A 12,822-nucleotide genomic window follows, 5' to 3' on the forward strand; every position below is an offset into this window, starting at 1 on the left:
GAGTGCGTCACTCTACTGGGCGGGAGGGGCGGAATGGTCCCTTCCGGTGTCTCTCAGGCGGAGGGGCGGGGGCGCTGGGCGCGCGCGGAGGCGTACAGGCAGACCGCGGCGGCGGTGGCGAGGTTGAGGCTCTCGGCCTTGCCGTGGATCGGGACGCGGACGACGGCGTCGGCGAGGGCCCGGGTCTCCTCGGGCAGCCCCCAGGCCTCGTTGCCGAAGATCCAGGCGGTGGGCCCGCCCATGGTGCCGGCGTCCAGCTCGTCGTCGAGGTCGTCCCGCCCGGCCCCGTCGGCGGCGAGGATCCGCACGCCCGCCGCCTTGAGCCCGGCGACGGCCTGCTCGACGGGGACGCCGACGGCCACCGGCAGGTGGAAGAGCGAACCGACGGAGGCGCGCACGGACTTGGGGTTGTAGAGGTCGACGGAGGCGTCGGTGAGGACGACGGCGTCGGCGCCGGCCGCGTCGGCGCAGCGCAGCACGGTGCCGGCGTTCCCGGGGTCGCGCACGTGGGCGAGGACGGCGACCAGCCTGGGGCGGGCCGCGACGATCTCCTCGAACGGCGAGTCGAGGAACCGGCAGACGCCGACGAGTCCCTGCGGGGTGACGGTCTGGGAGACCTCGGCGAGGACGGCGTCGGAGGCGTGGTGGACGCGGGCCCCGGCGGCGTGGGCCGCCTCGACGATGGCGGCGTACCGCTCGGCGGCCTCGACGGTGGTGAACAGCTCGACGAGGGTGGGCTCCCCGCCGGGGCCCCGGTGCTCGACGGCCTCGCGGACGGCCTGGGGGCCCTCGGCGATGAAGAGGCGGTCCTTGCCCCGGAAGTTGCGCTTGGCGAGCCGCCGGGCGGCGACGACGCGCGGGGAACGCGGGGAGATCAGCTCGGGGGTGACCATGGCGTGCGGCGGTTCTCTCTTCGGGGCCGGGGGCTGCGGAGGCCGGGGACGGCGGGGCCGGGGCGGTCGCGGTCGCGGTCGGACGCGGTACGGGCGCACGCGCGCGGGTGCGCCACGGGTACGGATGCGGGTGCGGGTGCGGTGCGGTCCGGGTGGTTCAGGGGGCCGACGCACCCGGACCCGCAGGCGCGTGAGCGGCTGCGGGTCCGGGCGGAGGTGCTGCGGCCTGGGAGATCAGGCGGCGGCCTTCGGGGCGTTGACGTCGGCCGGGAGGGCCTTCTGCGCGACCTCGACGAGGGCGGCGAACGCGTTGGCGTCGTTGACGGCCAGCTCGGCGAGGATCTTGCGGTCCACCTCGATGTTGGCGGCCTTCAGACCCTGGATGAGGCGGTTGTACGTCATGCCGTTCAGGCGGGCAGCGGCGTTGATGCGCTGGATCCACAGCTGACGGAAGTCGCCCTTGCGCTTCTTGCGGTCGTTGTAGTTGTAGACCAGCGAGTGGGTGACCTGCTCCTTGGCCTTGCGGTACAGGCGCGAACGCTGACCGCGGTAGCCGGAGGCCTGCTCGAGGATCGCCCGGCGCTTCTTGTGGGCGTTGACTGCCCGCTTGACGCGTGCCACTTGTTAACTCCTTGTAGCGGGGTCGTGGTTGGACTCACACGACCCGAAAAACGAATGGGTCCCGGACCTGGCCGGTGGCCCTCGTCGCCGAGGGCGGGTGATCAGATCAGATGCCCAGCATCTTCTTGATCTTGGCCGCGTCGCCCGGGGCCATCTCCGCGTTGCCGGTGAGGCGACGGGTCAGCTTGGACGACTTGTGCTCGAGCAGGTGGCGCTTGCCGGCGCGCTCGCGCAGGATCTTGCCGGAGCCGGTGACCTTGAAGCGCTTCTTGGCACCGGAGTGCGTCTTGTTCTTCGGCATCGCGCCGTATCTCCTCGTCAGTGGCGCTCCCCCCGGTGCGGGCACCGGACGTCCGGGAGCGTCAGTTCTTCGTTTGGTGGGTCCGGGCGGAGCCCGGGGCTGCCTGGGTGGCAGCCCCTCGGATCACGCCTCGGGGGTCTCGGCCGGAGCCTCGGCGACCGGGGCCTCGGCCTCGGGTGCCGGAGCCTCGGACGTCTCCTCGGCGGTGACGCCCTGGCGCTCGGCCTTGCGTGCGGCCTGGGCCTCACGCGCCTCGGCCATGGCCTCGGTCTTCTTCTTGTGCGGGCCGAGAACCATGATCATGTTCCGGCCGTCCTGCTTCGGGTTGGACTCGATGAAGCCAAGCTCCTCGACGTCCGACGCCAGCCGCTGCAGCAGCCGGAAGCCGAGCTCGGGGCGGGACTGCTCACGACCACGGAACATGATCGTGATCTTGACCTTGTCGCCCTGCTTGAGGAACCGGACGACGTGACCCTTCTTGGTGTCGTAGTCGTGCGGGTCGATCTTCGGCCGGAGCTTCATCTCCTTGATGACCGTGTGCGCCTGGTTCTTGCGCGCCTCACGGGCCTTCATGGCCGACTCGTACTTGAACTTCCCGTAGTCCATGAGCTTGCACACGGGCGGACGGGCGTTCGCCGCGACCTCGACCAGGTCGAGGTCGTACTCCTGTGCGAGCTCCAGGGCCTTGGCAAGCGGAACAATCCCGACCTGCTCGCCGCTGGGTCCGACAAGTCGCACCTCGGGAACGCGAATCCTGTCGTTGATGCGGGGCTCGGCGCTGATGGATCCTCCTCGGTAGCACCACACGACCGCCTGGCGGACGGACGCGCAACGTCTGTTTCTGAGACCAACCGAGCCGGGACATGAAAAATGCCCCGGACGGGACACAGGCGGGGCTCCATGGGAATACCGGAGCACCGCTGCGGTCAACCGCGGGGCGCACTTCGGGCGGCTCCATCGTCCGTACGGAACGATGGGCGCCACCTGACCGGTGACCTGCCGCCCGTGAGGGTGGTCAGGTGGGAGTACGGAGCCTCCACTTGTGGGCCGGACACACACGTGTCCAGCCGGTCGTTACACAAGGTTAGCAGGACCCGCCGGTCTCCGCTAACCGGAGACCGGCATATCGTGTGGGGCATGAGCGAGACGCCCCAGAACGAGTCCCCCGACTCCTCCGACACCCCCGACTTCGAAGCCATGACCCGTGACATCGCCGAGGTTCCGGCGGTCGAGGTGATCGTGACCGTTGCCGTCAACCTGATGAGCGCCGCCGCGGTGAAGCTCGGGCTCACCGAGGAGGGCGACAAGCACAAGGACCTCGACGAGGCCCGCAAGCTGGTGCACGCGCTCGCGGGCCTGCTCGACGCCGGCGCGACCGAGGTCTCCTCCTTCCACGCCGCGCCCCTGCGGGACGGCCTGAAGTCCCTCCAGCTCGCCTTCCGCGAGGCCTCCCTGATCCCGGACGAGCCGGGCCAGGGACCGGGCGAGAAGTACACGGGGCCGGTGTACGGGTAGGACCTGCCACGGGGGTACGGGGGTCGCCCCCGGAAGACGACAGCCGCGGGGCCGGTGCACGGCCAGGACCTGACGGGGGTCGCCCCCTACCGTCAGGGCGTCTGGACGTTCCGTACGTAGAAGGGCTCGCCCGGAGGCGTGGCAGAGGCCGGCAGGAGTGCCAGGTCGAGGCCCCGCACCAGGCGGGCCCTCAGTGTTGCGTCGGCGGCCAGGGCGCGCGCCACGCTCTGGGCGGCCTCCGCCGGGGAGGCGTCCCCGGCGAGGACCAGGGCGAGGGTGCCGTCGGCGGCTCCGGGGCCCAGGTGGGCGCGGAGCACGGCGGGCTCGGCGGCGACGGCCGCCCGGACCGCCTCCCGTACGGCGGGGTCGTCGAGCGGGTCGGTGCTGGAGCGGCCCTCGGCGAGGGCGAGCAGGGCCGGGCCGGTGACCTGGTACGGCACGGGCCCCGCGAGGTCGAGGACGAGCGTGTCCGCCTTCTCGTGCGCGAGGGCCTGGAGCGCCTGGTGCAGCGGGACGGCCACGGGCCGGGCCTCGGGGTCCCAGAGGGCGAGCGCGGCGGTCGAGGTGAAGGCGGGCAGGGCCCGCCGGTCGCCGGCCGTGAGGGTGGGGACCGCCATGTCGCTGGTCTTCTCGCGGCGCAGGCCGTTCTCGTCGGTCTCGACCTCGCCGAGGACGGCGACCACGGGGACGAGCAGCCGGGCATCCCGCAGTGCTTCGAGGACGGGTCCGTGGGCGGTTCTGTCCTCCGCCCAGGCCGCGAGGGCCGCGGCGAGCCGCGGGTCGGCGGTGCCGTCGTCGTCGGAGAAACCGGGGTCCGGGATGTTCTTGAGCGCCACGCCCCGAGCCTAGTCCCGGGCCGGTGCGCCCGGCCCGCCGGGTGTCAGCCGGGGCGGTGGGCGCGCCGGAGCGCCACGGCGGTGAGGAGCAGCAGGGCACCGAGGCCGCCGAGGACCGGGGCGAGCAGGCCGAAGGGGCGGGGTTCCTCGGCGGGGGCGGTGGGGCCGGGACCGAAGTAGCGCCCCCGGTAGCCGGCGGCGGTGTCCTTCGGGTCGCCGCCCTTCAGCCGGGCGCCCGCCTCGATCGCCGCGGCCGGGTCGACCGTCCCGTACCCCTTGTCGTCGCTGCGGCCGCCCTTCGGACGGCTGCGCGCGGTGTCGATGAGCAGGGTCTTGACCTGGGCCGGGGTGAGGTCGGGGTGGGCGGCCCGGACGAGGGCGACGGCGCCGGAGACGAACGCGGCGGCGGCGCTGGTGCCCCAGCCCTCGTAGTAGCGGTGGTCGGGGTCGGCGATGACGATGTCGACGCCGGGGGCGCTGACGGTGGCGTACCAGCGGCGGGTGGAGAAGGAGGCGCGGGTTCCGTAGCGGTCGACGGCGGTCACGGCGATGACGCCGGGGTAGGCGGCGGGGTACGAGATGTGGTCGCCCTTCTCGCCGCCGTTGCCGGCGGAGGCGACGACGGCGACCCCCTTGGAGAGGGCGTACTGGACGGCGGCGTCCTCGCCCGCGTCGGGGTGGGCGGACTTGGAGTCGTCGCCGAGGGAGAGGTTGATGACGTCGGCGCCGTGGTCGGCGGCCCAGCGGATGCCCTGGGCGAGGGCGGTGCCCCGGCTCTTGCGGGCCTTGTCGCGGGCCTTGTCACGGGACTCCAGGATGACCCGTACGGGCAGGATCTCGGCCTCGGGGGCGACGCCGAGGACGCCGTCGCGGCCGTCGGGGCCGTGGCCGTGCCCGGCGATGATCCCGGCCATGGCGGTGCCGTGCCGGGCCCAGGTGCTGTCGCCCCGGGAGGCGCCGAAGCCGATGAGGTCGTGGCCGGGCAGGACGGAGCCTTCGAGGTCGGGGTGTTCGGCGTCGACGCCGGTGTCGAGGACGGCGACGGTGACGCCCCCGCCCTTGGTGGTGCGCCAGGCCTGGTCGGTGTGGAGGGCTTCGAGGCCCCACTGCCGGGCCCGGATGGTGTCGGCGTGGGCGGGCGCGGTGGTGGCGGGCAGGACGGAGAAGGCGGCGGCGAGCAGGACGGCCGCGCCGCCGCGCGCGTGCCGGCGGACGGGTCGGGTCACCGGCTCTTCTCCTTCGCCGTCGTGTCGGCGAGCGTGCGCAGCAGGTGCTCCAGGCGTTCGGTGATGCCCTTGGCCTCGTGGCCGAGGCCTGACTGGGCGACGGCGTCGGTGCGGCCCTTGGCCGTGGCCCGGTCGGCGGGCTGGGGGGCGTCGACGGTCCGGCCGTCGGCGAAGCCGGAGACGGCGGTGACGACGACGGGGAGGTCGGCGGGGGCCGTGGTCCACCAGCTCGCGCGCTGCCGGTCGCCGAAGCGGGCGGCGACGGTGGAGGGGGCGGGGAGGGCCGGGGGGACGTCCTGGCCGGGGCGGGCGGTGAGGCGCCGGCCGAGGGTGCGCTGCGCGGCGGCGTCGGCGCGGGTGAAGACGAGGCCGACGGTGATCACGCTGCTGGCGGTGGCGTCGGTGTACGTGGCGCGCAGGACGCGCTCGCAGCCGAGCGGTTCGACGGTGGCGCGCAGGCCCTCGGCGAGGACGGCGGACGAGCAGGGGGCGTCCGGGGCGACGACGATCCGGGTCCAGGTGCGGGCGGCGGCGCCGGGGCCGGCGTGGGGGCCGGCGAGGGTGCGGGGGAAGAGGGTGTCGACGGGGACGCTGTGCCAGAGCTCCCGGGCCTCGGCGTATCCGGCGGGTTCGGCGGGCTTCCCGGGCTCGGAGGCCGCCAGCCACACCCCGGCGAGGGCGCCGCCGATGAGCCCGGACCCGAGCACGGCGCAGACGGCGACGGTGGCCGTCCGTCCGGCGCTCCTCCGGTCCCGGACGGGCCGCAGCCGCGTGGTGGTCTCGACGGGCGCCTCGGGCGGCAGGACGTGACCCGTGGGGTGACCGGGGGCTCGGCCGTACGACGGCGGTACGAAGCCGGCGGGCCGTACCGGGCCCGGCGGGGCGGTCCGAGGGGACGCGGGACGGGCGGACGACGGCTGGGCCGGTACGGCGGCCGGGCGCACCGGCCCGGGGAACGCGGCCGTCCGAGGGGGCGGGGCGGCGCCCTGCGACGGAACGAGCGGCCCGGGCACGGAGGGCGGCGACGGCGGCCGGGGCGGTATCGCCCGCGACGGCGCGACCGGGACGGGCGCCGGGGCGGCGGACGGACCCTGCGGCGGGCGCGGTGGGGTGGCGGACGGACCCTGCGGCGGGCGCGCCGGGGCGGTCCGCGGGCCGGACGGGCCCGGTGGCGGCGTGGGGTCCGTGGAACGGACAGGGCGGAGGCGGGCCGTCGTCTCGACGGCGAGCGGGTCGGCGCCGGCGGGCGCGGGGCGGGCGGGGGCGGGGGTGCCGGGCCCCGGCGGGCGGGCGGGGGCGGAGGCACCGGGTCCCGCCGGACGGCCGGGCGAGGCCCCGGAGACCGGTGGGCCGGCGGGAGCGGAGGCGCCGGGGGCAGAAGAGCCGGTGGGAGCCGAGGTCCCGGAGGCCGTCGGGCGGGCGGTGGTGGCGGTTCCAGGGGCGTCGGGCGCCGAAGGGCCGGTGGGAACGGAGGAGCCGGGGCCCGGGGGCCGGCCTACTGCGGCGGTTCCGGAGGTCCCCGGCGCCGGAGGGCCGCTGGGAGCCGAAGCCCCGGGCGCCGACGGGCCGGCGGGAGCCGGAGGCACGGGGGCCCCGGGCGGTGTCGGGGCGGTAGGGGTGGTGGCGTCGGGGGACGCCGGGAGGAGGAGGTCGGTGATGCGGGAGGGCAGGGGGCGGTGCTCGCTGGTCATCCCCGTCTCCCGCTCGTGTCGACAATGCCCGTCACTCTACGGGCTGTTCCCCGTCGTGCGGGAACTCGGGGCTACCCACCCGTAAACCTGTCTGGCAAGCTCGGGCCATGACTCCCCGTGCCGGCGACCGGGCCCGTTACGACCGGGCCACCGCTCATCTCGACGCGCCCGTGGCGATCGTCGATCTCGAAGCCTTCGACGTCAACGCGGCGGACCTCGTGCGCCGGGCCGGGGGCAAGCCCGTACGGGTGGCGAGCAAGTCCGTGCGGTGCCGGGCGCTCCTGGAGCGGGTGCTCGCGCGGGAGGGCTTCGCCGGGATCATGTCGTTCACGCTCGACGAGTCGCTGTGGCTGGCCCGTGCCGGGTTCGAGGACGTCCTGCTCGCGTACCCGTCGGCGGACCGCGCCGGGTTCGGGGAGCTGGCGCGGGATCCGAAGCTCGCCGCCGCCGTGACCGTGATGGTGGACGACGTGGCGCAGCTCGACCTGGTCGACGCCTCCCGCGCGGGCGGGGCGGAGGAGGTCCGGGTCTGTCTGGAGCTGGACACGGCGCTCAGCCTGCTCGGCGGCCGGATACGGATCGGCGCCCGCCGCTCCCCGCTGCGGGAGCCCGCCGAGCTGGCGGAGCTGGCCCGCTCGGTGGTGCGGCGGCCGGGGTTCCGGCTGGTCGGGATCATGGCGTACGAGGGGCACGTCGCGGGGGTCGGGGACGCGGTCGCGGGCCGGCCGCTGCGGTCGCGGGCGGTCCGGCTGATGCAGTCCGCCGCCCGCAGGGAGCTGGCGGAGCGCCGGGCGGCCGTGGTGCGGGCCGTGCGGGCGGTGGCGCCGGACCTGGAGTTCGTGAACGGCGGCGGCACCGGCAGCGTGCAGCACACGGCCGCCGAGGACGCGGTGACGGAGATCGCCGCCGGTTCGGGGCTCTTCGTGCCGTGCCTCTTCGACAACTACACGTCCTTCAGCGGCCGGCCCGCCGCGCTCTTCGCGCAGCCCGTGGTCCGGCGGCCGGGTGTGGGCGTGGTGACCGTGCTCGGCGGCGGCTATCCGGCCTCCGGGGTGGCGGGCCGGGACCGGCTGCCCGTGCCGTACCTGCCGGAGGGGCTGCGGTACGACCCGCAGGAGGGGGCCGGCGAGGTGCAGACCCCGCTGCTCGGCTCGCCGGCCGACGACCTGCGGATCGGCGACAAGGTGTGGTTCCGGCACGCGAAGGCCGGCGAGCTGTGCGAGCGGTTCGAGAGCCTGCACCTGGTCGAGGGCGACCGGATCACGGCTACCGTGCCGACGTACCGGGGCGAGGGCCGGACCTTCCTCTAGGACAGATACGCGAACGGCCGGGCGTCACGGGACGTCCGGCCGTTCGCGTGGGCGGGGCCTACAGCGGGGTCACGTACGCGCCCGCGATGCCGCCGTCCACGAGGAAGTCGGTGGCGTTGACGAAGGAGGAGTCGTCGCTGGCGAGGAAGGCGACGGCGGCGGCGATCTCGTCGGCCTCGGCGAAGCGGCCGACGGGGATGTGGACGAGGCGGCGGGCGGCCCGCTCGGGGTCCTTGGCGAACAGCTCCTGGAGGAGCGGGGTGTTGACGGGGCCCGGGCAGAGGGCGTTGACGCGGATGCCCTCGCGGGCGAACTGGACGCCCAGCTCGCGGGACATGGCGAGCACGCCGCCCTTGGAGGCGGTGTAGGAGATCTGGCTGGTGGCGGCGCCCATGAGGGCGACGAAGGAGGCCGTGTTGATGATGGAGCCCCGGCCCTGGCGGCGCATGTAGGGCAGGGCGGCCTTGCAGCAGAGGTAGACGGAGGTGAGGTTGACGTCCTGGACGCGCTTCCAGGCCTCCAGACCGGTCTCCAGGATGGAGTCGTCGTCGGGGGGCGAGATGCCGGCGTTGTTGAAGGCGACGTCCACGGAGCCGTAGGTGTCGAAGGCGGTCCTGAACAGCGCCTCGACCTGCTCGGGGTCGGTGACGTCGACCCGTACGAAGGTGCCGCCGACCTCCTCCGCGGCGGCCTTGCCGGCGGTCTCGTCGATGTCGCCGCAGACGACGTTCGCGCCCTCGGAGGCGAGGCGGCGGGCGGTGGCGAGGCCGATGCCGCTGCCGGCGCCGGTGATGACGGCGGTGCGGCCGACGAGCCGGCGGCAGATGATCTCTTCGGTTCCTTCGGTGGTCATGCGGTTCAGGCCTCCGTGCTGATGAAGACGTTCTTGGTTTCGGTGAAGGCGGTCAGGGCGTCGGGGCCGAGTTCGCGGCCGAGGCCGGACTGCCGGTAGCCGCCGAACGGGGTCCAGTAGCGGACGCTGGAGTGGGAGTTGACGGAGAGGTTGCCGGCTCGGACGGCGCGGGAGACGCGCAGGGCGCGGCCGACGTCCCGGGTCCAGATCGAGCCGGACAGGCCGTACTCGGTGTCGTTGGCGAGGCGGATCGCGTCGGCCTCGTCCTCGAAGGGGAGGACGACGGCGACGGGTCCGAAGACCTCCTCGACGGCGCAGGGGGCGTCCTCGGGCAGGCCGGTGAGGACGGTCGGCGGGAACCAGAAGCCGGGGCCCTCGGGGGCCTTGCCCCGGATGCCTTCGAGGGTGTCGGGGACGTAGGAGCGGACGCGGTCGAGCTGGGCGCGGGAGATGAGCGGGCCCATCTGCGTGCGCTCGTCGGAGGGGTCGCCGACGACGATCTCCTCGATCGCGGGGGCGAGCAGCTCCAGGAAGCGGTCGTACGCGCTCCGCTGGACGAGGATGCGGGTGCGGGCGCAGCAGTCCTGGCCGCTGTTGTCGAGGAAGGACATGGGGGCGGCGGCGGCCGCGGCTTCGAGGTCGGCGTCGGCGAAGACGACGTTGGGGTTCTTGCCGCCGAGTTCGAGGGTGACCCGCTTGACCCGGTCGGCGCACTTGGCCATGACGGCCTTGCCGACCCGGGTGGAGCCGGTGAAGACGATCTTGGCGACGCCGGGGTGTTCGACGAGGGCGTTCCCGGTGACCGGGCCGGTGCCGGGGAGGACCTGGAGGAGCCCCTCGGGCAGGCCCGCCGCCAGGGCGAGTTCGGCGAGGCGGAGGGCGGTGAGCGGGGTGGTCTCGGCCGGCTTGAGGAGCACGGCGTTGCCGGCGGCGAGGGCGGGCGCGGTGGCCCAGGCGGCGATCGGCATGGGGAAGTTCCAGGGCGCGATGACGCCGACGACGCCGAGCGGTTCGAGGAGGGTGACGTCGAGGCCGCCGGCCACCGGGATCTGGCGGCCGTTGAGGCGCTCCACTCCCCCGGCGGAGAAGTCGAGCAGGTCGCGGACGTTGCCGGCCTCCCAGCGGGCGTTGCCGAGGGTGTGGCCGGCCTCGGTGACCTCCAACCGGGCCAGTTCCTCGGTGTGTTCGTCGACGACGGTGGCGAAGCGGCGAAGGAGCCGGGCGCGGTCGGCGGGTGCGGCGGCGGCCCAGCCGCGCTGGGCGGCGGTGGCCCGGGCGACGGCGGCGTCGACGTCGGCGGGGGTGGCTTCGGGGACGTCGGCGACGTGTTCCTCGGTCGCCGGGTTCAGTACCTGGAGCAACTCTTTCCTCACAAGCGTTCGAAGGAGCGGCGCAGTTCCCAGTCGGTCACCGCGGCGTCGAAGGCGTCGAGTTCGACGCGGGCCATGGTGCGGTAGTGGGCGACGACCTCGGGGCCGAAGGCGGCCTTGGCGATCTCGCTGGTCTCCCAGAGTTCGGCGGCCTCGCGCAGGGTGGTGGGGACGTGGGCGTACCCGGCGGTGTAGGCGTTCCCCGTGCAGGGTTCGGGCAGTTCGAGGCGCTGCTCGATGCCGTGGAGGCCGGCGGCGATCAGGCCGGCGACGGCGAGGTAGGGGTTGACGTCGCCGCCGGGGAGGCGGTTCTCGAAGCGGGTGGCGCGGCCGTGGCCGACGACCCGGAGGGCGCAGGTGCGGTTGTCGTGGCCCCAGGCGACGGCGGTGGGGGCGAAGGAGCCGGGCTGGAACCGCTTGTAGGAGTTGATGTTGGGGGCGTAGAGGAGGGAGAAGTCGCGGAGGGCGGCGAGCTGTCCGGCGAGGAAGTGCCGCATGGTCCCGGACATGCCGTGCTCGTCGTCGCCCGCCATCACGTTCTCCCCGGCGGCGTTCTGGAGGGAGAGGTGGATGTGGCAGGAGTTGCCCTCGCGCTCGTTGTACTTCGCCATGAAGGTGAGCGAGCGGCCCTCCTGGGCGGCGATCTCCTTGGCGCCGGTCTTGTAGACGGCGTGCTGGTCGCAGGTGACGAGGGCCTCGTCGTACTTGAAGACGATCTCGTGCTGTCCGGGATTGCACTCCCCCTTGGCGGACTCGACGGTGAGCCCGGCGGCGGTCATCTCGTTGCGGATGCGGCGCAGGAGGGGTTCGACGCGTCCGGTGCCGAGGACGGAGTAGTCGATGTTGTACTGGTTGGCTGGGGTGAGGCCGCGGTAGTCGGCGTCCCAGGCCTGTTCGTAGCTGTCCTTGAAGACGATGAACTCCAGCTCCGTGCCGACGTGGGCGGTGAGCCCGTGCTCCGCGAGGCGTTCGAGCTGGCGGCGGAGGATCTGGCGGGGCGCGGCGGCGACGGGGGTGCCGTCCGCCCAGGCGAGGTCGGCCGTCACCATGGCGGTGGCCTCGTTCCAGGGGACGCGGCGGAGGGTGGTGAGGTCGGGGTGCATGGCGAAGTCGCCGTAGCCGCGGTCCCAGGAGGACATCTCGTAGCCGTCGACGGTGTTCATCTCGGTGTCGACGGCCAGGAGGTAGTTGCAGCCCTCGGTGCCGTGGCCGAGGACGTCGTCCAGGAAGAACTGCGCGGCGAACCTCTTGCCCTGGAGCCGCCCCTGCATGTCGGGGAAGGCGAGGACTACGGTGTCGATCTCGCCGCTCGCGACGAGGGCGCGCAGCTCCTCGACGCGGAGCGGGGGTGTGCGGTCTGCCACGGGATTGCTCCTCCTTCGGCCTGCCGGGAGCCATAAGGTATTGCGGAAGACCATTGCTTGGGAAGTACCGGCGGAAAGGAAACGAGGACGTGGCCAGTACGAGTGGACCGGCGGACCGGCTGACGCCCGTGCTGCGGCCGGTGCGGGCGGGCAACGGGTTCGAGGAGGCCCTGGAGCAGATCCTCCAGGTGGTGCGGCTGGGTCTGGTGCCGGACGGGGAGCGGCTGCCCGCCGAGCGGGAGCTGGCCGACCGGATGGGGATCAGCCGGGTGACCCTGCGCGAGGTCCTGAAGGTCCTCCAGGAGCAGGGGCTCGTGGAGAGCCGGCGCGGCCGGTACGGCGGGACGTTCGTGCTGCCCCGGGTCCGGACGGGCGACGAGGACGAGCTGCGCCGCCGGATCGCCTCGGTCGACGTGGAGGACACCCTGCGCTTCCGGGAGGTCCTGGAGGTGGGGGCCGCCGGCCTGTGCGCGGCCCACGGTCTGGACGCGGCGGGCGCCGGGCGGCTGCGGTCCGCCCTCGCGGCGACCCACGACGCCCCGCTCGGCGACTACCGGCGCCAGGACACCCTGCTCCACCTCACGCTCGCGGAGCTGTCCGGTTCGCCGACCCTGACGGCGCGGTACGCGGCGGTCCGGGCGACGGTGAACGACCTGCTCGACTGCATCCCGCTGCTCGTGCGGAACCTGGAGCACTCCCAGCACCAGCACACCGCACTCGTGGAGGCGGTCCTCGACGGGGACGCGGACGCGGCGCGCGAGGTGATGCGGGAGCACTGCGCGGGCACGGCGGCGCTGCTGCGGGGCTTCCTGACGTGAGCGGAGCCCGGGCCGTACGGAGGG

The 12,822-nt window shown here is 74.2% G+C and carries 13 protein-coding genes; 3 read left to right on the plus strand and 10 right to left on the minus strand.

Features of this window, described 5'->3' with window-relative positions; genetic code table 11:
• Positions 1–53 precede the first annotated feature (53 nt).
• From ACFY7E_RS14575 to infC, 4 genes are all read right to left on the minus strand, one after another.
• Positions 54–893: a TrmH family RNA methyltransferase gene (locus tag ACFY7E_RS14575; RefSeq protein WP_389484580.1), complete on the minus strand. Its 840-nt coding sequence runs from the start codon at positions 891–893 to the stop codon at positions 54–56.
• A 234-nt stretch (positions 894–1,127) separates the two neighbouring features.
• Positions 1,128–1,514, minus strand: a complete 387-nt coding sequence (rplT, locus tag ACFY7E_RS14580) for a 50S ribosomal protein L20 (RefSeq protein ID WP_019884941.1) — start codon at positions 1,512–1,514, stop codon at positions 1,128–1,130.
• Positions 1,515–1,620: 106 nt separating this feature from the next.
• Positions 1,621–1,815, minus strand: a complete 195-nt coding sequence (rpmI, locus tag ACFY7E_RS14585) for a 50S ribosomal protein L35 (protein WP_015032399.1) — start codon at positions 1,813–1,815, stop codon at positions 1,621–1,623.
• Between the two features lie 123 nt (positions 1,816–1,938).
• Positions 1,939–2,622 carry a translation initiation factor IF-3 gene (infC, locus tag ACFY7E_RS14590; RefSeq protein ID WP_383367279.1) on the minus strand — a complete coding sequence of 228 codons (684 nt, stop codon included), beginning with the start codon at positions 2,620–2,622 and terminating at the stop codon, positions 1,939–1,941.
• 330 nt (positions 2,623–2,952) lie between these two features.
• Between infC and ACFY7E_RS14595 the strand changes: the two genes are divergently transcribed.
• Entirely contained in the window at positions 2,953–3,330 is a 378-nt protein-coding gene (locus ACFY7E_RS14595; protein WP_030214668.1) for a DUF1844 domain-containing protein, read from the plus strand.
• A gap of 92 nt (positions 3,331–3,422) precedes the next feature.
• Here ACFY7E_RS14595 and ACFY7E_RS14600 read toward each other — a convergent pair whose 3' ends face one another.
• From ACFY7E_RS14600 to ACFY7E_RS14610, 3 genes are read right to left on the minus strand one after another with little or no spacing between them, the layout of a single operon-like run.
• A complete protein-coding gene (locus ACFY7E_RS14600; RefSeq protein ID WP_389484583.1) occupies positions 3,423–4,166 on the minus strand; it encodes an SseB family protein in 744 nt (247 codons plus the stop codon).
• A 44-nt stretch (positions 4,167–4,210) separates the two neighbouring features.
• Positions 4,211–5,392, minus strand: coding sequence for a type VII secretion-associated serine protease mycosin (gene mycP / locus ACFY7E_RS14605; protein ID WP_389484584.1), 1,182 nt, complete (start codon positions 5,390–5,392; stop codon positions 4,211–4,213).
• Complete coding sequence (locus ACFY7E_RS14610; RefSeq protein ID WP_389484586.1) at positions 5,389–6,336, minus strand: hypothetical protein; 948 nt, start codon at positions 6,334–6,336, stop codon at positions 5,389–5,391. The genes mycP and ACFY7E_RS14610 overlap by 4 nt, the downstream gene beginning before the upstream one ends.
• Before the next feature lie 854 nt (positions 6,337–7,190).
• Between ACFY7E_RS14610 and ACFY7E_RS14615 the strand changes: the two genes are divergently transcribed.
• Positions 7,191–8,393: an amino acid deaminase/aldolase gene (locus tag ACFY7E_RS14615; protein WP_389484588.1), complete on the plus strand. Its 1,203-nt coding sequence runs from the start codon at positions 7,191–7,193 to the stop codon at positions 8,391–8,393.
• Between the two features lie 58 nt (positions 8,394–8,451).
• Here ACFY7E_RS14615 and ACFY7E_RS14620 read toward each other — a convergent pair whose 3' ends face one another.
• The 3 genes from ACFY7E_RS14620 to ACFY7E_RS14630 are packed head-to-tail and all read right to left on the minus strand — an operon-like array spanning position 8,452 to position 11,980.
• Entirely contained in the window at positions 8,452–9,246 is a 795-nt protein-coding gene (locus ACFY7E_RS14620; protein ID WP_389484590.1) for a 3-oxoacyl-ACP reductase, read from the minus strand.
• A gap of 5 nt (positions 9,247–9,251) precedes the next feature.
• Complete coding sequence (locus ACFY7E_RS14625) at positions 9,252–10,607, minus strand: aldehyde dehydrogenase family protein (protein WP_389484593.1); 1,356 nt, start codon at positions 10,605–10,607, stop codon at positions 9,252–9,254.
• Positions 10,608–10,615: 8 nt separating this feature from the next.
• Positions 10,616–11,980 carry a glutamine synthetase family protein gene (locus tag ACFY7E_RS14630; RefSeq protein ID WP_389484596.1) on the minus strand — a complete coding sequence of 455 codons (1,365 nt, stop codon included), beginning with the start codon at positions 11,978–11,980 and terminating at the stop codon, positions 10,616–10,618.
• Between the two features lie 89 nt (positions 11,981–12,069).
• Here ACFY7E_RS14630 and ACFY7E_RS14635 point away from each other — a divergent pair, with 89 nt between their 5' ends.
• Positions 12,070–12,798: a FadR/GntR family transcriptional regulator gene (locus ACFY7E_RS14635; protein WP_383441961.1), complete on the plus strand. Its 729-nt coding sequence runs from the start codon at positions 12,070–12,072 to the stop codon at positions 12,796–12,798.
• Positions 12,799–12,822: the final 24 nt, after the last annotated feature.

It is taken from the genome of Streptomyces sp. NPDC012825, from assembly GCF_042900925.1.
GTDB lineage: Bacteria > Actinomycetota > Actinomycetes > Streptomycetales > Streptomycetaceae > Streptomyces.

What these genes read in the sequence shown, in the direction of transcription:
- ACFY7E_RS14575 (WP_389484580.1), bottom strand. Translation starts at nt 893, where the DNA reads ATGGTCACCCCCGAGCTGATCTCCCCGCGTTCCCCGCGCGTCGTCGCC.
- rpmI (WP_015032399.1), bottom strand. Translation starts at nt 1,815, where the DNA reads ATGCCGAAGAACAAGACGCACTCCGGTGCCAAGAAGCGCTTCAAGGTC.
- ACFY7E_RS14595 (WP_030214668.1), top strand. Translation starts at nt 2,953, where the DNA reads ATGAGCGAGACGCCCCAGAACGAGTCCCCCGACTCCTCCGACACCCCC.
- ACFY7E_RS14615 (WP_389484588.1), top strand. Translation starts at nt 7,191, where the DNA reads ATGACTCCCCGTGCCGGCGACCGGGCCCGTTACGACCGGGCCACCGCT.
- ACFY7E_RS14620 (WP_389484590.1), bottom strand. Translation starts at nt 9,246, where the DNA reads ATGACCACCGAAGGAACCGAAGAGATCATCTGCCGCCGGCTCGTCGGC.